The organism is Burkholderia sp. BCC1208 (assembly GCF_902833095.1).
Classification (GTDB): domain Bacteria; phylum Pseudomonadota; class Gammaproteobacteria; order Burkholderiales; family Burkholderiaceae; genus Burkholderia.
Map to the genome: position 1 here is coordinate 410,125 of NZ_CADFDY010000006.1, position 17,906 is coordinate 428,030.

The 17,906-nt window shown below is 67.9% G+C and carries 16 protein-coding genes and 1 other RNA gene; 9 read left to right on the top strand and 8 right to left on the bottom strand.

Features of this window, described 5'->3' with window-relative positions; genetic code table 11:
* The first annotated feature begins 3 nt into the window (after positions 1–3).
* Complete coding sequence (locus HWX09_RS16965; RefSeq protein WP_027784604.1) at positions 4–1,119, top strand: acetoin dehydrogenase dihydrolipoyllysine-residue acetyltransferase subunit; 1,116 nt, start codon at positions 4–6, stop codon at positions 1,117–1,119.
* A gap of 2 nt (positions 1,120–1,121) precedes the next feature.
* Positions 1,122–2,087 (top strand): lipoyl synthase, encoded by a 966-nt coding sequence (gene lipA, locus HWX09_RS16970; RefSeq protein WP_027784603.1) that lies wholly within the window; start codon positions 1,122–1,124, stop codon positions 2,085–2,087.
* Between the two features lie 11 nt (positions 2,088–2,098).
* On the opposite strand, the gene HWX09_RS16975 is transcribed toward lipA, so the two are convergent.
* The 8 genes from HWX09_RS16975 to trxA all read right to left on the bottom strand — a co-directional run bounded on the left by HWX09_RS16975 (position 2,099) and on the right by trxA (position 10,699).
* Complete coding sequence (locus HWX09_RS16975; protein WP_027784602.1) at positions 2,099–3,460, bottom strand: MATE family efflux transporter; 1,362 nt, start codon at positions 3,458–3,460, stop codon at positions 2,099–2,101.
* A 2-nt stretch (positions 3,461–3,462) separates the two neighbouring features.
* Positions 3,463–5,295 (bottom strand): hypothetical protein, encoded by a 1,833-nt coding sequence (locus HWX09_RS16980; RefSeq protein ID WP_027784601.1) that lies wholly within the window; start codon positions 5,293–5,295, stop codon positions 3,463–3,465.
* A 143-nt stretch (positions 5,296–5,438) separates the two neighbouring features.
* Positions 5,439–5,702, bottom strand: a complete 264-nt coding sequence (locus HWX09_RS16985) for a type B 50S ribosomal protein L31 (protein WP_027784600.1) — start codon at positions 5,700–5,702, stop codon at positions 5,439–5,441.
* A gap of 159 nt (positions 5,703–5,861) precedes the next feature.
* On the bottom strand, positions 5,862–6,695 hold the full coding sequence (locus tag HWX09_RS16990; protein WP_027784599.1) for a M90 family metallopeptidase: 834 nt from the start codon (positions 6,693–6,695) through the stop codon (positions 5,862–5,864).
* Positions 6,696–6,733: 38 nt separating this feature from the next.
* On the bottom strand, positions 6,734–8,290 hold the full coding sequence (locus HWX09_RS16995; protein ID WP_027784598.1) for an MFS transporter: 1,557 nt from the start codon (positions 8,288–8,290) through the stop codon (positions 6,734–6,736).
* Positions 8,287–8,787, bottom strand: a complete 501-nt coding sequence (locus HWX09_RS17000; protein ID WP_027784597.1) for a MerR family transcriptional regulator — start codon at positions 8,785–8,787, stop codon at positions 8,287–8,289. Before HWX09_RS17000 ends, HWX09_RS16995 begins: the two co-directional genes overlap by 4 nt.
* A gap of 128 nt (positions 8,788–8,915) precedes the next feature.
* Positions 8,916–10,178 (bottom strand): transcription termination factor Rho, encoded by a 1,263-nt coding sequence (gene rho / locus HWX09_RS17005; RefSeq protein ID WP_006478662.1) that lies wholly within the window; start codon positions 10,176–10,178, stop codon positions 8,916–8,918.
* A gap of 194 nt (positions 10,179–10,372) precedes the next feature.
* Entirely contained in the window at positions 10,373–10,699 is a 327-nt protein-coding gene (trxA, locus tag HWX09_RS17010) for a thioredoxin TrxA (RefSeq protein ID WP_006402348.1), read from the bottom strand.
* 387 nt (positions 10,700–11,086) lie between these two features.
* Between trxA and ffs the strand changes: the two genes are divergently transcribed.
* The 7 genes from ffs to HWX09_RS17045 all read left to right on the top strand — a co-directional run bounded on the left by ffs (position 11,087) and on the right by HWX09_RS17045 (position 17,902).
* Positions 11,087–11,185: signal recognition particle sRNA small type (gene ffs, locus HWX09_RS17015), an RNA gene on the top strand.
* Between the two features lie 127 nt (positions 11,186–11,312).
* Positions 11,313–13,685: a DNA polymerase III subunit gamma/tau gene (locus tag HWX09_RS17020; RefSeq protein ID WP_027784596.1), complete on the top strand. Its 2,373-nt coding sequence runs from the start codon at positions 11,313–11,315 to the stop codon at positions 13,683–13,685.
* 95 nt (positions 13,686–13,780) lie between these two features.
* The gene (locus HWX09_RS17025) at positions 13,781–14,107 is read left to right on the top strand and encodes a YbaB/EbfC family nucleoid-associated protein (protein ID WP_006482124.1); all 327 of its coding nucleotides are present in this window, start codon (positions 13,781–13,783) and stop codon (positions 14,105–14,107) included.
* Positions 14,108–14,138: 31 nt separating this feature from the next.
* Positions 14,139–14,735, top strand: a complete 597-nt coding sequence (gene recR, locus HWX09_RS17030; protein ID WP_027784595.1) for a recombination mediator RecR — start codon at positions 14,139–14,141, stop codon at positions 14,733–14,735.
* Positions 14,736–14,784: 49 nt separating this feature from the next.
* Positions 14,785–15,990 (top strand): CaiB/BaiF CoA-transferase family protein, encoded by a 1,206-nt coding sequence (locus tag HWX09_RS17035; protein ID WP_027784594.1) that lies wholly within the window; start codon positions 14,785–14,787, stop codon positions 15,988–15,990.
* Between the two features lie 221 nt (positions 15,991–16,211).
* Positions 16,212–16,973: a 5'/3'-nucleotidase SurE gene (gene surE / locus HWX09_RS17040; protein ID WP_027784593.1), complete on the top strand. Its 762-nt coding sequence runs from the start codon at positions 16,212–16,214 to the stop codon at positions 16,971–16,973.
* Positions 16,970–17,902, top strand: coding sequence for a protein-L-isoaspartate(D-aspartate) O-methyltransferase (locus tag HWX09_RS17045; RefSeq protein WP_027784592.1), 933 nt, complete (start codon positions 16,970–16,972; stop codon positions 17,900–17,902). The genes surE and HWX09_RS17045 overlap by 4 nt, the downstream gene beginning before the upstream one ends.
* Positions 17,903–17,906 lie beyond the last annotated feature (4 nt).

Sequence of the window (17,906 nt, forward strand, 5' to 3'; positions counted from 1 at the left end):
ACGATGTCGATTCACATGATCACGATGCCCAAGTGGGGGCTGTCGATGGAGCAGGGGCAGGTCAACGGCTGGCTGAAGGCGATCGGCGAACGCGTGGCGAAGGGCGACGAGGTGCTCGACGTCGAGACCGACAAGATCTCGTCGGGCGTCGAGTGCGCGTTCGACGGCACGCTGCGCCGGCAGGTGGCGCAGGAGGGCGAGACGCTGCCCGTCGGCGCGCTGCTCGGCGTCGTCGCGGCCGCCGATGCGAGCGACGCCGACATCGATGCGGCGATCGCCGACTTCCAGCGCGATTTCGTGCCGAGCGTGGCTGCCGACGAGGCGGCCGGCCCGCAGCCGGAGAAGGCGCAGATCGGCGGCCGCACGATCCGCTTCCTGAAGCTGGGCGACGGTTCCGGCACGCCGGCCGTGCTGATCCACGGTTTCGGCGGCGACCTGAACAACTGGCTGTTCAATCACGCGGATATCGCCGCGCACCGGCCGGTGTGGGCGCTCGATCTGCCCGGCCACGGCGAGTCGGGCAAGGCGGTCGAGACCGGCAGCCTCGACGAACTGGCCGACGCGGTGCTCGCGCTGCTCGATGCGCAGCAGATCGAGCGCGCGCACCTGATCGGCCATTCGATGGGCGGCGCGGTCGCGATGACGGCGGCCGAGCGCGCGCCGCAACGCGTCGCCTCGCTCACGCTGATCGCGAGCGCGGGGCTCGGCGCCGACATCAACCGCGCGTACATCGACGGCTTCGTCGCCGGCAACAGCCGCAACACGCTGAAGCCGCATCTCGGCGCGCTGTTCGCGGACAACGCGCTGGTCACGCGGCAGCTCGTCGAGGATCTCGTCAAGTACAAGCGGCTCGAAGGCGTGCAGGCCGCGCTGGAGAAAATCGCGCATGCCGCGTTCGACGGCGCCGCGCAGCGGCGGGTGTTCCGCGACCGGCTCGCGACGCTCGCGCCGCGCACGCTCGTGATCTGGGGCGAGCGCGACCAGGTGATTCCCGCGCGGCATGCGCAGGGCTTGCCGGACGGCGTGCGCGCCGAGGTGATCGCCGGCAGCGGGCACATGGTGCAGATGGAGGCGGCCGCCGACGTGAACCGCCTGATCGTCGCGTTTCTCGGAGACTGACGATGGCCGCCGCGCTCGAACGACCCAGCCTCACGGCGCTCGGCCAGCCCGGCGCGAGAAGTCGCGACAAGCTCGCGCGCATTCCGGTGCGCGTGGAGCCCGCGGCCGGCGCGGCGCTGCCGAAGCCGCCGTGGCTGCACGCACGGCCGATGATGAGCGCGGCGGTGGCCGACATGGCCGCCGTGCTACGCGAGCATCGGCTGCATTCAGTCTGCGAGGAGGCGATGTGTCCAAACATCGGCGAGTGCTTCGCGCAGCGCACCGCGACCTTCATGATCATGGGCGGGCTGTGCACGCGGCGGTGCCCGTTCTGCGATGTCGCGCACGGCCGTCCCGAGCCGCTCGATCCCGACGAGCCCGCGCGGCTGGCCGACGCGGCGGCGGCGCTCGGGTTGCGCTACGTCGTGATCACGTCGGTCGACCGCGACGACCTGCGCGACGGCGGCGCCGCGCATTTCGCCGCGTGCATCGCGGCGGTGCGCACGAGCGTGCCGGGCATCGGCGTCGAGGTGCTGACGCCGGACTTCCGCGGCCGCGCGGCCCGTGCGCTCGACGCGCTGTCGTCGGCGTGGCCCGACGTGTTCAATCACAACATCGAGACGGTGCCGTCGCTGTACCGGGCGGCGCGGCCGGGCGCCGACTATCGCGGCTCGCTCGAACTGCTCGCGCAGGCGAAGGCCGCGCGGCCGACGCTCGTGACGAAATCGGGATTGATGCTCGGGCTCGGCGAGCGCGACGACGAGGTGCGCGACACGCTGCGCGACCTGCGCGCGCACGAGGTCGACGTGCTGACGCTCGGCCAGTATCTCGCGCCGTCGGCGCACCATTTGCCGGTGCGGCGATACGTGAGCCCGGACGCGTTCGCCGCATGGCGCGACGAGGCGCTCGCGCTCGGTTTCCGGGAAGTCGTCGCCGGCCCGCTCGTGCGCTCGTCGTATCACGCGGCCGACGTGCTGGAGGACGCGTAGCGCGTCGCGCGTCAGGCCGCGGCGGCGGCGGTGGCGTGTGCGCGGCTGATGCGACGCAGGTACAGCACGAGTCCCGCGCCCGCCAGCATCAGGCTGACCGTGTTCGCGAACCAGAAGCCGCGCGCGCCGGTCAGCCATGCGGGCGCGATGCCGCCGACGTCGAAGCCGAGCACGTAGCCGCCGCTGAGTCCGACGCCCCACAGCGCGACCGCGTAGATCACGGTCGGCACGACCGCCACCTTGTACGCGCGCAGCACGAACGCCGACGTGACCTGCAGCGCATCGAACACGTGGTAGCACGCGACGATCGCGACGAGCGGCATCGCGGCCGCGGCGACGGCCGGGTTCGGCGTATAGCCGCCGACGATCAGCGGGCGCAGCGCGAACACGAGCACGCCGTAGGCGGCCGCGATACCGCACGCGAACATCACGCTGTGCCGGCCGAGCAGCCGGGCTTCCTCGGCGTGTCCGGCGCCGAGCGCGCGCGCGACCAGCGTCGACGCCGCCACGCCGATCGACAGCGGCGTCATGTACAGCACCGCGCCGATGTTGCCGGCGATCTGGTGGCCGGCGAGAGTCGTCGTGCCGAACTGCGCGATGAACAGCGCCATGCACGTGTACGACGTGACCTCGATCAGGTACGACAGGCCCATCGGCACGCCGAGCTTCAGGATCGCCTTCTGGCGCGCCCACACGGGCCAGCAGAAGCGCGAGAAGATCGCGAGCGGCGCGAACACGTCGAGCTTCGCGAGCAGCGCGTAGCCGATCAGCGCGAGCGCCCAGTTGATCAGCGTGCTGGCGAGCCCGCAGCCGGGGCCGCCGAGCGCCGGCACGCCGAAGCCGCCGAAGATGAACCACACGTTCAGCGGAAACTTGAGCAGCAGGGCGCCGATCTGCAGGATCATCGCGAGCCGCGGCTTGCCGGCCGCGTTGGTCAGCGCGTTGTAGATACGGAATACGAGGCTGGCGGGCAGCCCGTACGACAGGATGCGCAGGTAGTCGACGGTGCGCTCGTGCAGCGCGGCGGGTGCGTGCGCGACGCGCAGCAGCGGCTCGGGAAAATGCAGCAGCAGGAAGCCGGGAATCGAGAGCAGTAGCGCGAGCCACAGCGCCTGGCGCACTTCCTCGCCGATCTCGGCATAGCGCCGCGCGCCGTACAGTTGCCCGGTGATCGGCTGCAGCGCGGACAGGATGCCGGTCAGGCCGATATAGATCGATACGTAGATCGACGAGCCGAGCCCGAGCGCGGCGAGATCGACGGCCGAGTAGCGGCCGACCATCGCGGTGTCGATCACGCCGAACGCGATGATCGCGAGCTGGCCGATCAGCACCGGCCACGCGAGACCGACGATCCGGCGGACGTCGCCGAACATCGTCAATCGGCCGCCTGGCGGCGCGGCGGACGCCGCTTGACGGGCGTCTTCGGCCGTTCGATGCGCTCGTACAGGCGGAAGCGCTCGTCGCGGTCGGCAACGCGGCGGCCTTCCCAGACGAGCCGCCATACGTATTGCGACATCGCGCTCGGCTCGCCGAAGTCGGCACGGTCCTGGCGCAGGATCACGTCGCAGTCGCCGGAGAAATCGAAGTGCATGTCGCCGAAATACGCGAAAGTCGCGATCTGCGCGTCGCCGAGCCGCACCGGCGAGATGCACTCGTAGTCGGACGGCAGGTGCACGGCGATCTGTTGCGCGACATCGCGATAGGTCCGGCCGTAGTTGACGATCGGCAGCCACAGCGTCATCAGCAGCACCCACATCAGCGTGGTGCCCGCGCTCGACAGCACGACGCTGCGCCACAGCACCTTCGGCTGCCGCGAGACGCGCCAGCGCACGAGGAAGCACCAGCACACGGTGACGATCACCGCGCAGATGAACGACAGGATCTTGAAATGCGGCTCGTAGCCGGGCACGAGGCGCGCGAGGTTGCGCGCGAGCGGATGCGGGAAGCCGGTGAGCGACGCGAGCCACACGAGCCACACGAAGGTGCCGAGGATCGTGAAGCTCAGCACCGCGAACCAGTCGATCGCGTTGATCGCGCCGCGCTTGAGGGTCGGCAGCGCGAACGTCGCGAGCACCGCGAGCGGCGGCAGCAGCAGCATGTACATGCGGTTCGACTGCTGGCTTTGCAGGATCACGAGCGCGACGAGCGGCACGGCAACCGACAGCGGAATCGCGATGTGCGCACGACGGCGCATGCCGGCCCAGCTCCACCACGCCCAGATCGCGAGCGGCCACGCGGGCCACGTGAACAGCGGCAGGTTCTTCGCCGCATAGCCGAGCACGGCCGTCGGCGGGCCCGAAAAGCGCATCAGGCTGCCGTGGATCCACTGGTTGAAGAACCAGGCCGCGTCGTCCGGCGCCGCGACGAACGCGGCGAGCGGCCAGAGCGCGAAGATCGCGGCCGCGAGCGGCACGCCGACGAGCGGCAGGCGCAGGTTGCGCATCTCGGGCGTGACGAGCCACAGCGCGGCCGTGCCCGCGAGCAGCGCGACGACCAGCACCGGGTTGCCGGACAGCGCGACGAGGCCGATCGCGAGGCCCCACCACAGTGCGCCTTGCAGCGGCTTGTCGATGCCGCGCACGATCCCGTACACCAGCATCGCGATCCACGCGAACTGCGCCAGCTGCGGCGTCGTTTCGTGCCCGCGTTCCGCGAGACCGAAGCAGGCGACGAGCACCAGCAGCGCGCCGTCGCCGAGCGTGCGGCCATAGTCGCGCGGCTCGGGTTCGCCGCCGAATGCGTATTTGAACGGTTGAACCTCGGCGCGCCGGCCGAGCAGGTAGGCCGCGTACCAGACGAACGCGCACGCGACGCAGAACAGCACGCCGGTGTCGACACGCGACGCGTTGCTCGCGTCGACCCACGGGCCCAGGCCGCGGATCGACAGCGCGCCGAGCCAGTAGCCGAGCGGCCCGTCGGTCGTGATGAACTTGCCGACCAGGTTCGGCAGCAGCCAGTCGTGCCAGCTGCCCTTGGCCATCGTCCACATCACGCCGAAACCCGCCGCGTCCTCGTTTTTCCACGGGTCGCGGCCGAACAGGCCGAAAGCCGCGTAGACGAAGCAGAGCGTGAGCAGCAGCCAGCGCGGCAGCGCACGCGTGGCGGAGGCGGTGAGACGGACGACAGGCTTCATGCAGATGAGCGATTTGTTATGGGCGGGCGGCCGGCGCGGCTGCGCGCGGTCGAGCCGGTTTCGAGCATCCGGCATTGTAGTCGCGCCCGCTGTTGTGCGTCAGGCCGTTGCCCGGGCGCCGGTCGGCGCCTTCCGGGCGAGCAGAGACAAAAAAGGGCAGCCTGGGCTGCCCTTTCGTGCGGTACCGGTGCGTTGCAACCACCGGATCGGTGCAAAGCTTACTTTGCAGCCTTGCCGTTGGCGCGTGCGCCGAACTTGTTCTTGAACTTCTCGACACGGCCTGCCGTGTCCATGATCTTTTGCTGACCCGTGTAGAACGAGTGCGATTCCGACGACACTTCGATCTTGGCGAGCGGGTAGGTCTTGCCGTCGAGTTCGATGTTTTCACGCGTCTGGATCGTCGAGCGCGTGATGAACTTGAAGCCGTTCGACATGTCTTGGAAGACGACTTCGCGGTAATTCGGGTGGATGCCTTCTTTCATGGTCTTTCCTTGGTGAGAGCGGTAGCCAACCCGCCGCTTGCCGTGCCGGCGTGCGCGAATTCGCGTATCACCAGACGACGCCAAGCCCGGCGCGAGCCACTTGCCTAAGGTCGAAAAACGGCGATTATGCCAGAAAATCAGACGGTTGACGAATAATTTTCATGGTGCGTCGAGCGCGCCGGTGCCGGCCGGATCCTGCCGGTAGTAGCGCGCGAGCAACCGGTACAGCTCCGGAAATTCGGACTCGAACGCTTTCGGCCGCACGAACAGCGCCTCGCTGCACACCGCGAAGAATTCCGACGGATGATCGGCCGCATAGGGATCGATCAGCGAGTCCCGCTCGAAGCGCGCCCACGCGCGGTCCGGCACCGCGTCGACGCGCCCGCAGAACTGGTCGTATGCGTGTTCGAACACGTCGGCCCACGCCTGTGCGTCGAGATGCGGCGCATGCCAGCGGCGAAAAAGGGGCGGATAGCCGTCGGCCGCGCCGTTGACCATGTCGATCTTGTGCGCGAACTCGTGAATCACGACGTTGTACGCGTCCCGGCCGTCGGTCATTTGCGCGTCTTCCCACGAGAGGATCACGGGGCCGCCTTCCCATGCCTCGCCGCTCGCATCCTGCTCGACTTCGTGGACGACGCCGTCCTCGTCCTGCACGGTCTTGCGGATCACGAATTCGCCCGGATACACGACGACGCCGACCCAGCCGTCGTACAGCGACAGGTCGAGATTCAGCACGGGCAGGCAGGCCTGCGCGGCGATCGCGACGATCATCGCGTCGGTGAGCTCGAGCCCGTGCGCGGTCGAAAACGATTTTTTCGCGACGAACAGGCTCGTCAGCTCGCGCAGCCGGCCGAGCGCGTCGGGCGGCAGGGTCGCGAGGAACGGCAGGCGCTCGACGGTTTCCTGCCACAGCGCGTCGGGAATCGGATGGCTGCGCAGCGCGCGGTCGCGGCGGCGGTCGTCGAACCAGCGGGTCAGTTTCGAAAGCATGGAGGCCGCGGATGAAAAACCAAAGCCTGTCTTTTAACTCAATCGATCTGTTTTTGCCATGCCGCGAAGAGGCCGCCGACGAGCGCCACGCCCGCGAGGAAGTAAAAGCCGTCGAGCGACGCGAGGAACGACGCCTGTTGCGCCACCATCCGCGCGATCGACGCGATCGCGAGGCCGTGCGCGTCGTTCAGCGCGTGGCCGGCGGCCGCATAGCTGCGCGTCAGCGCATCGACGGTCTGCTGGAACAGCGGATCGAACACGTTCGCACGCTCGACGAGCCGTGTCTGGTGCACGGCCAGCCGGTGCTGCTCGACGATGATCACCGACGACGTCGCGAACGAGATCGTCAGTTGCCGCACGATGTTCTTCAGCCGGTAGCCGTGCGTGTATTCGTCGATCGCGAAAATCCGGAACGTGAGGTTCGCGACCGGCAGCACGATGAACAGCAGCAGCAACCCGCGCAGCAGCAGCGGGACGATCAGCGCGGCTTCGCCGACCTGCGGCGTCATCCGGGTCATCCACAGCGCGGCCGTGACGGCGATCGCGAACCCCGGCACGACGAACCACTTCTTGTGCGTGACGAATTTCGCGTAGCGCAGGTAGGCGAACAGCGCGGTGGCGGAGATCAGCGACATCGTGCCCACCAGGCGCCCGGCGTTCTCGACCGGATAGCCGAGCCCGCCCTCGAGAAACCGCGACGTCAGGTAACTGAAGCCCGTCGTCTCGTAGTAATAGAACATGTAGAGCAGCAGCCCGATCTGGAACGTCCGCTCGCGAAACGCATGCAGCCGCACGAGCGGCGTCGGGTGATGCCACTGGTGATACGCGAACCACGCGAGCGCGCCGAGCCCCGCGATCGTCAGCAGGATCAGCATCGGCGAGCCGCTGTAGAGCTGGTAATGCACCTGCTGCAGCACGATCTGCAGCGCCCCTTGCGCGAGCGCGAACACGACGTACGGCCAGAAATGTCCGGAACCGCGTTCGTCGTCCGGCGTGCGGCCCGAATCGGGCAGCGTGAGCAAGGCGAGGATCGCGAACGCGATGCCGGCCGGCGCCGTGCACGCGAACAGTGCGCGCCACGTCGAATGCGCGACCAGCAGCCCGCCGACGATCGGCGCGAGCGCGCTGCCGAGCAGGATCATGATGAGGAATGCGCGCGTCGCGGGCGGACGCTCCTGCGGCTTGAAGCTGATCTGGATCAGGATCCGGCACGCACCCATCATCGGGCCGATGAAATAGCCCTGAAAGCCGCGCGCGAATGCGAGCTCCAGCGACGTGTCGGCCAGCGCCGCCGCGATCGCGCCGAACGAGAACATCAGCATGCAGCCCGCGACGTAGCGGCGATGGCCGAGCCGGTCGACCCACCATTGCTGCTGCAGGATGCCGAGCACGGCCGTGACCGCGTAGGCGCTCGACGACCAGACGAGTTCGTCGGGCGACGCGTTGATGCCGCCCGCGATGTAGCTCGCGAAGAACGAGAAGGCGGCGTTGTCGAAGTAGTCGATGCCGGTGACGAGCGCGAGCGCCCACGGGAACAGGTCCGCGCGCAGGTTCGCGCGGCTCCACAGCGGCGGCCGGCCCGGCACCGCGTTCATTCGCGATCCTTGCGCGCGCGCCGCGTGCCGGCTTCGGCCTGCCGCTGCGCGATCAGGACCTCGGCGTTTTCGCCGGCGAGGCGCCGTTCGACGTAGTCGATGTCGTGCTGCAACTCCTTGCGCAGCGCGACGGCTTCCTTCAGCTCGCGCTGGACGGCCGCGATCCGCCGGTCGAGCGTATCGATCTGCTCGGCCAGGCCCGCGCGGATGTCGCGCAGCGACGCATCCGAATAGCGGCGCCGGCCGTCGCCGGTTTCTTCCAGCGGGCGCTTCAGCATTTCGGTGATGCCGTGCAGCGAGAAGCCGAGCGCGCGCAACCGCAGGATGCGCGCGAAGCGCTCGAGGTCGGCTTCGTCGTAGAGGCGGTAGCGGCCTTCGCTGCGCGACGGCGTGACGAGCCCGCGCTCTTCGTAATATTTGAGCGTGCGCGGCGTGACGCCGAGCCGCGACGCGGCGTCGCTGACGGTCAACAACGGGGTGGAGGCATCGTTCGGCATCGGGTGGGCGAGATTCGGCGGGACGATGACGCGATTATAGATCAACCTGTACGTTCACGTTCAGGTTGAGATCGAAAAACGGCCGCCGGGCAGGTTGCGCGGGCGGCCGTGTCGCGGAGCGGGGGCGATCAGCCGCCGCGGCGCATCAGGTCGAAGAACTCGGAGTTGCTCTTCGTCTGACGGATCTTGTCGAGCAGGAATTCCATGGCCTCGACTTCGTCCATGTCGTGGATGAACTTGCGCAGCACCCAGATTTTCTGAAGGATCTCGGGCTTGATCAGCATTTCCTCGCGACGCGTGCCCGACTTGTTCAGGTTGATCGACGGATACACGCGCTTTTCCGCGAGACGGCGCTCGAGGTGCACTTCCATGTTGCCGGTGCCCTTGAACTCTTCGTAGATCACGTCGTCCATGCGGCTGCCGGTTTCGATCAGCGCCGTGCCGATGATCGTCAGCGAGCCGCCTTCCTCGATGTTGCGTGCCGCGCCGAAGAAGCGCTTCGGACGTTGCAGCGCGTTCGCGTCGACACCGCCCGTCAGCACCTTGCCCGACGCCGGGATCACGGTGTTGTATGCGCGCGCGAGACGCGTGATCGAGTCGAGCAGGATCACGACGTCGTGCTTCATTTCGACGAGGCGCTTGGCCTTCTCGATCACCATTTCGGCGACCTGGACGTGGCGCGTGGCCGGTTCGTCGAACGTCGAGGCGATCACTTCGCCGGCGACCGAGCGCTGCATTTCGGTCACTTCTTCCGGACGCTCGTCGATCAGCAGCACGAACAGGATCACGTCCGGGTGGTTTTGCTTGATCGCGTGCGCGATGTGCTGGAGCATCACGGTCTTGCCCGACTTCGGCGACGCGACGAGCAGGCCGCGCTGGCCCTTGCCGATCGGCGCGATCATGTCGATGATGCGGCCCGTGACGTTTTCCTCGCCGCGCATTTCGCGTTCGAGCGACAGCGGCTTGTTCGGATGCAGCGGCGTGAGGTTCTCGAACATGATCTTGTGTTTCGAGGCCTCGGGCGGCTGCCCGTTGACTTTGTCGACCTTCACCAGCGCGAAGTAGCGCTCGCCGTCCTTCGGCGTACGGACTTCACCTTCGATGGTGTCGCCGGTGTGCAGGTTGAAGCGCCGGATCTGCGACGGGCTGATGTAGATGTCGTCGGTGCTCGCGAGGTACGACATTTCCGGCGAGCGCAGGAAGCCGAAGCCGTCCGGCAGCACTTCGAGCGTGCCGTCGCCGAAGATCGTCTCTCCCGTCTTGGCGCGCTTTTTAAGAATGGCGAACATCAACTCCTGCTTGCGCAGGCGGTTCGCGTTTTCGATCTCCAGGCCATTGGCCATTTCGATCAGTTCGGACACGTGCAGAGACTTGAGCTCGGATAAATGCATACGGGGAACCCGCCAGGGAGGAGAAGCGACGAAAGAAAATAAGGGAGGAGGGCGAGCGGAAGCGCTCAGAGACTTAATGCGTCTTGCCGACGTTTTTTAATTCTAGCATAGGCCGATTCGCGCTTGAGCGAGCGATCGTCGGCTTGACGACGGACGTGTTGCCGACTGACAACACGTCCGCGGAACTGCCGGTATTACAGATGGCTGTCCAGGAATGCGGTGAGCTGCGACTTCGACAGCGCGCCGACCTTCTGCGCGGCGGCCGCGCCGTTCTTGAACAGGATCAGCGTCGGGATGCCGCGCACGCCGAATTTCGCCGGCGTGGCCTGATTGTCGTCGACGTTGATCTTCGCGATCTGCAGCTTGTCGCCGTAGTCCTTCGCGACTTCGTCGAGGATCGGGGCGATCATCTTGCACGGGCCGCACCATTCGGCCCAGAAATCGACGAGTACGGGCTTGTCGGACTTGACGACGTCCTGTTCGAACGATGCGTCGCTGATGTGTTTGATCTGTTCGCTCATTGGGTCAATACCTCTTACGGTTCGGGGACTGCCTGCTTGCGCGTTGCGGCGTACCGGCCGCCGTGGGCTGCCGGCCGCTGCGGCAGGTCACTCCGCCTTCCGGAAAGAGGGCGTAAGCGCTGCATGCCGCGGCTCGCGGGTCGTTCGGGCGTCATATTAGCCTAAATTGCTATCTGCTGCGGGCGGCGATAGTAGCCGCTACGCGAGTAGGGGTACGACGCGACGTTCGACCGTCGTGCCACGCAGGTGGAGGCCGGTCCGCGAATTACAAGGGGCGGGCCGCATTCGACGTGTACAAGTGGACGACGTGCCGGTTTGCCCGGCGATATTCGCATTGATGCGAACAAACGGTCGCATTCGTCCGGAAGCGGTGATAGAATATGCCGTGACGGGCCTCCTCGCATGGTGGGGCGGTGAACCTGGTCAGGTCGGGAACGAAGCAGCCACAATCGTTTTCTGCCAGTGCCGAGGGTTGGGCTCGTCACCTTCCTTCTCGCCCCGTTCGCAGGGCGTTTTTTATTTCTGCGTCACACTCCGTTCGACCTGCGCCTTGCCCGTGTTCCGCACCGTTTCGCGTGTCGGCGCGACGCAGCGTTACTGATACAATTTCCCGATGACCTATCAAGTTCTCGCACGCAAGTGGCGTCCGAAGGATTTCGCTTCGCTCGTCGGCCAGGAGCACGTCGTCAGGGCGCTCACGCACGCGCTCGACGGCGGGCGTCTCCATCACGCCTATCTGTTTACCGGAACCCGCGGTGTCGGCAAGACGACGCTGTCGCGGATCTTCGCGAAGGCGCTCAACTGTGAAACCGGCGTCACGTCGCAGCCGTGCGGCGTGTGTCGCGCCTGTCGCGAGATCGACGAGGGCCGTTTCGTCGACTACGTCGAGATGGATGCGGCGAGCAACCGCGGCGTCGACGAGATGGCCGCGCTGCTCGAGCGCGCGGTGTACGCGCCCGTCGATGCGCGCTTCAAGGTCTACATGATCGACGAAGTGCACATGCTGACGAACCACGCGTTCAACGCGATGCTGAAGACGCTCGAAGAGCCGCCGCCGCACGTCAAGTTCATCCTCGCGACGACCGATCCGCAGAAAATCCCCGTCACCGTGCTGTCGCGCTGCCTGCAGTTCAACCTGAAGCAGATGCCGGCCGGGCACATCGTGTCGCATCTCGAGCGGATCCTCGGCGAAGAGCGGATCACGTTCGAGCCGCAGGCGCTGCGTCTGCTCGCGCGCGCCGCGCAGGGCAGCATGCGCGACGCGCTGTCGCTGACCGACCAGGCGATCGCCTATTCGGCGAACGAGGTGACCGAGTCGGCGGTGTCGGGCATGCTCGGCGCGCTCGACCAGACTTACATGGTGCGCTTGCTCGACGCGCTCGCGGCCGGCAACGGCCCGGAAATCCTCACGATCGCCGACGAGATGTCGCTGCGCAGCCTGTCGTTCTCGACCGCGCTGCAGGATCTCGCGAGCCTGCTGCACCGGATCGCATGGGCGCAGTTCGCGCCGGGCTCGGTGCTCGACGAATGGCCCGAAGCGGCCGACCTGCGTCGTTTCGCGGAGACGCTGAGCCCCGAACAGGTTCAATTGTTCTATCAGATCGCGACCGTCGGGCGCGCCGAGCTCGGCCTGGCGCCGGACGAATACGCCGGTTTCACGATGACGCTGCTGCGGATGCTCGCGTTCGAGCCGACCGTTGGCGCCGGCAGTGCGCCGGGCGGCCAGCCGTCCGTGCCGCCGCGTACGGTGCCGGCCCCGCGCGCAGCCGCGGCACCGGCAGCCGCCGCGGCGAAGCCGGTATCGGCCGCGCCCGCTGCCGCAGCGCGTCCGCAAGCCGCGGCGCCGGCTGCACCGGTCGCACGTTCGGCGCCGGCGCAATCAAGCGACGAAGCCGAGCGGCCGGCCGCCCAACCGGTTGCCGTCCCGTCACCGGCAGAGTCGGCAGCACCGGCACCGGCACCGGTCGCGGCCCACGCACAAGCTATCGAGCCGCCGCAGCCGGAAGCGAAGGCAGTGCCCGCAGTCGACATGCCGCCTCCCGCGCACAAGGAACCTGAGCCGCCTGCCGTTGCCGCCATGCAGCGAAACGACGAACCGGCTCCCGCGGCCGAACCGGCGCCGCGCGCTGCATCGCCCGAACCCGCCGCCGCGCGGTCGGCGCGCGCAGGCGGTGCCGCCGCCGCGCTCGACGTGCTGCGCAATGCGGGGATGCGCGTGTCGTCGGACCGTGGGCGCGCAGGCGCTGCTGCCGCCAAGCCGGCGGCAACCCAGCCGGCGGCCGACAAGCTGGCCACACCGCGTCCGGCCGTCCAGGTGCCGACGCCGCGTGCCGCTGCCCGTGCGCCGCAAGCAGCCGATTCGCGCCAGCCGTCGCCGCCTTGGGAAGACATCCCGCCCGACGACTACGTACCGCTCAGCGCCGACGAGATGTTCGGCGGTTCCGACGACGGCTTCGTGCCGGTATTCGACAGCGGTCCCGACGACGTGCGCGTGACGCCGAAGCCGGCGGACGCGCGTCCGGCCGCGCCGATCGACTCGCGCCCGTTGCCGCCCGCGATCGCGCTCGATCCGATCGGCTTCGACGGCGAATGGCCGGCGCTGGCCGCGCGGCTGCCGCTGAAGGGTGTCGCGTACCAGCTCGCGTTCAACAGCGAACTGACGGCCGTCGATGCGACCGCATTGAAATTGTCCGTGCCGGTGCCGCAGTATGCGGACGCCGCACAGGTGGCGAAGCTGAAGGCCGCACTGGCCGATGCGCTCGGCAAGCCGGTCGAGGTGAGCGTCGAGGTCGGGCCCGCGCGGCGCACCGCGGCAGCGCTCGATGCGGCCGCACGCGCGGCGCGCCAGCGCGAAGCCGAGCAGGAGATTCACGGCGATCCGTTCGTCCAGCAGCTCGTGCGCGAGTTCGGTGCGCGCATCGTCGACGGATCGGTGCGCCCGCTCGCCGATTCGGCGCCGGACGGCGCCCCGCCGACGCTGCATTGAACTGACCGCCCCGCGACAGGCACAATCACGCCCCGCACACATTGGCCGGCACGCGCCGCGTGCCGGTTTTCACACGATCAAGAAGGAGTATTCCCATGTTGAAAGGCAACCTCGCCGGACTGATGAAGCAAGCGCAGCAAATGCAGGAAAACATGAAGAAGATGCAGGAGCAGCTTGCGCTCATCGAAGTGGAAGGGCAGTCGGGCGCCGGCCTCGTCAAGGTGACGATGACGTGCCGCAACGAAGTGCGCCGCGTGTCGATCGACCCGAGCCTGCTCGCGGACGACAAGGACATGCTCGAGGATCTCGTCGCCGCTGCGTTCAACGACGCGGTGCGCAAGGCCGAAGCAACGTCGCAGGAAAAGATGAGCGGGATGACGTCGGGCCTGCCGCTGCCCCCGGGCTTCAAGCTGCCGTTCTGAGCGCGGCGTCCTTGTCACCGTTTGCCGCCGTATGAAACAGCCGTCCGCCTTGTCCGCTCTCGTCGAAGCGTTGCGCGTGCTGCCCGGCGTCGGGCCGAAATCCGCGCAGCGCATGGCGGTTCACCTGATGCAACACGACCGTGAGGGCGCGGAGCGGCTCGGCCGCTCGCTGCTGTTCGCGACCGAGCATCTGCAGCACTGCGAGAAGTGCAACACGTTCACCGAAGCGCAGATCTGCGATGTCTGCAGCGACGAGGAGCGCGATCCGACGCTGCTGTGCGTCGTCGAGACGCCTGCCGACCAGATCATGCTCGAGCAGACGATGACCTACCGCGGGCTGTATTTCGTGCTGATGGGGCGACTGAGCCCGCTCGACGGAATCGGCCCGAAGGAAATCCATTTCGACCGCCTCGTGCGGCGCGCGTCCGACGGCGTCGTCAAGGAAGTCGTGCTCGCGACCAACTTCACGAACGAAGGCGAAGCCACCGCCCACTACCTCGGCCAGACGCTCAAGGCGCGCGGGCTCGCGGTCACGCGCCTCGCGCGCGGCGTGCCGGTGGGCGGCGAGCTCGAGTACGTCGACGCGGGCACCATCGCCCGCGCGATGCTCGACCGCCGCACGATGTAAGCCGGGCGCCGCCCGCGGGCGGCGCCGTTCCTTCATGTCAGGGAGACACATGAGCGTCAGCCAGGGCCCGCTCGCGGGCGTCAAGGTGCTCGAATTCGGAACGCTGATCGCGGGGCCGTTCGCGTCGCGGCTGTTCGCCGAATTCGGCGCGGAAGTGATCAAGATCGAGGATCCGAACGGCGGCGACCCACTGCGCAAGTGGCGCAAACTCCACCCGGAGCAGGGCGGCACGTCGCTGTGGTGGTCCGTCCAGGCGCGCAACAAGAAATCGGTCACGCTCAACCTGAAAGCCGACGCCGGCAAGGCGATCGCGCGGCAGCTCGCGAGCGAGGCCGACATCGTGATCGAGAACTTCCGTCCGGGCCTGCTCGAAAAGCTCGGGCTCGGCTACGACGTGCTGTCGGCCGACAATCCGGGCCTCGTGATGGTGCGCCTGTCCGGCTACGGGCAGACGGGCCCGTACCGCGACCGGCCCGGCTTCGGCGCGATCGCCGAATCGATGGGCGGGCTGCGCCACATCACCGGCTATCCGGATCTGCCGCCGCCGCGCATCGGCATCTCGATCGGCGATTCGATCGCCGCGCTGCACGGCGTGATCGGCGCGCTGATGGCGCTCCATCACCGCAAGGTCAACGGCGGCGCGGGGCAGGTGGTCGACGTTGCACTGTATGAAGCCGTCTTCAACATGATGGAAAGCGTGGTGCCCGAGTACGGCGTGTACGGGATGGTGCGTGAGCGCACCGGCGCGTCGCTGCCGGGCATCGTGCCGTCGAATACGTATGCATGCCGCGACGGCAGCATCGTGATCGGCGGCAACAGCGATCCGATCTTCAAGCGGCTGATGAAGGCGATCGAACGCGACGACCTCGCCGACGATCCCGCGCTCGCGCAAAACGACGGGCGTGTGCCGCGCACGCAGGAAATCGACGACGCGATCGCCGCGTGGCTCGCGCCGCGCACGATCGACGAGGCGCTCGTCGTGCTCAACGCGGCCGACGTGCCGGCCGGGCGCATCTACAGCGCCGCCGACATGTTCACCGATCCGCAGTTCGTCGCGCGCCAGATGATCCAGCGTTTCAAGCTGGCCGACGGCACCGACATTCCGCTGCCGAACATCACGCCGAAGCTGTCGGATACGCCGGGCGAAACGCGCTGGCTCGGGCCCGAGCTCGGCGAGCATACCGACGAGGTGCTGCGCGGCCTCGGCTACGACGGGCAGGCGATTGCCGCCCTGCGCGAGGCCGGCGCGATCTGAGTGCACCCGGCCTGGCGCGTCGCGCCGGGCGGCCCGATGACGGGATGATGTTCCCGAGAAGATTTTCTCCGGCGGAAAACCCGGCGGCCCGGTGTTTTCCCCAGCGCGCGGAACGCCGCCGCGCAGTGCGGCGGCGCAGCGCGTGCCCATGCGTAAACCCGCCCGTCCGCGGTGGCCGGACTGTCGCTCTCGCGCCATCTTTCCTCGGTTACAATCGCCGGATGCGAATCCTACTCAGCAACGACGACGGCTATCTCGCCCCCGGTCTCGCCGCGCTCAGCGAAGCGTTGCAGCCGCTGGCCGAGCTTACGGTGATCGCGCCCGAGCAGAACTGCAGCGGCGCGTCGAATTCCCTCACGTTGTCGCGGCCGCTGTCGGTGCAGCGCGCTGCGGGTACGGGTTTCTTCTATGTGAACGGCACGCCGACCGATTCGGTGCACGTCGCGCTGACGGGGATGGCCGATGCGAGGCCGGATATCGTCGTGTCGGGCATCAACAACGGCCAGAACATGGGCGAAGACACGCTCTATTCGGGGACAGTTGCAGCCGCCACCGAAGGCATCATGTTCGGTGTGCCGGCGATCGCGTTCTCGCTGGTCGACAAGGGCTGGGCCCATCTGGCCGATGCCGCGCGCGTCGCCGCGGAAATCGTCGCGCACTACCTCGCACATCCGCTGCCCGGCCAGCCGCTGCTGAACGTCAATATTCCGAACCTGCCGTACGACCAACAGAAGGGCTGGAAAGTCACGCGCCTCGGCAAGCGTCATCCGTCGCAGCCGGTGATTCGCCAGACCGACCCGCGCGGCGAGCCGATTTACTGGATCGGTGCCGCGGGCGAGGCGCTGGACGCCAGCGAGGGCACCGATTTCCACGCCGTCGCAAACGGCTTCGTGTCGATCACGCCGCTGCAGCTCGATCTCACGCATACGCAGATGCTGCCCGCGACGCGCGAATGGGCGCGCGCCGGAGGGCGGGCTTCATGAGCGGCGAGCGCGCGAAGCGGTTCCCGCTCGCGCTCGAAGATCTCAAGCGAGCGCCACGCAAGTCGGAAGGTCGGGCCGGTGAACGCCAGGTGGCGGGCACGAAGTCGAAGGCCGCCGACAAACCCGCAGCCGTGCTGAAACCGGTTGCGGTGAAGCCGGCCGCCGTGCGGGCGCCGCTGCCGGGTATCGCCGCCGCGAAGCCGGCGACCGCACCGAAGCCGACCGTGCTGAAGCCTGCGCTGCCGAAGCCGGCTGCGCCGAGCATCGTGCCGGCCGGCGCGTTCGCGCTCACGTCGGAACGTGTGCGCGAGCGGATGGTCGAACGCCTGCGCGCGAACGGCGTCACCGATGCGCGCGTGCTGGACGCGATGGCCGCGGTGCCGCGCCACATGTTCGTGGATCCCGGGCTCGCGACGCAGGCCTACGAGGATTCGGCGTTGCCGATCGGCCACCAGCAGACCATTTCAAAGCCGTCGGTCGTCGCGCGCATGATCGAGCTCGCGATGGCCGGCCGCACGCTCGAGCGCGTGCTCGAGATCGGCACCGGTTGCGGCTATCAGGCCGCCGTGCTGAGCCACGTGGCACGCGACGTGTATTCGATTGAACGCATCAAGCCGCTTTACGAGCGCGCGAAGCTGAACCTGCGGCCGCTGCGCGTGCCGAACATCCGTCTGCACTACGGCGACGGGCGTGTCGGCCTGCCGTCCGCGGCCCCGTTCGACGCGATCGTGATCGCGGCGGCGGGGCTCGACGTGCCGCAGGCGCTGCTCGAGCAGCTCGCGATCGGCGGGCGGCTCATCGCGCCGGTCGGCGCGCAGAGCGGGCAGCACCAGGTGCTCACGCTCGTCGAGCGCGTTGCGCACGCGCAATGGCGAGAGTCCCGGCTTGATCGCGTTTTCTTTGTCCCTTTAAAATCCGGAGTGATTTGAAACC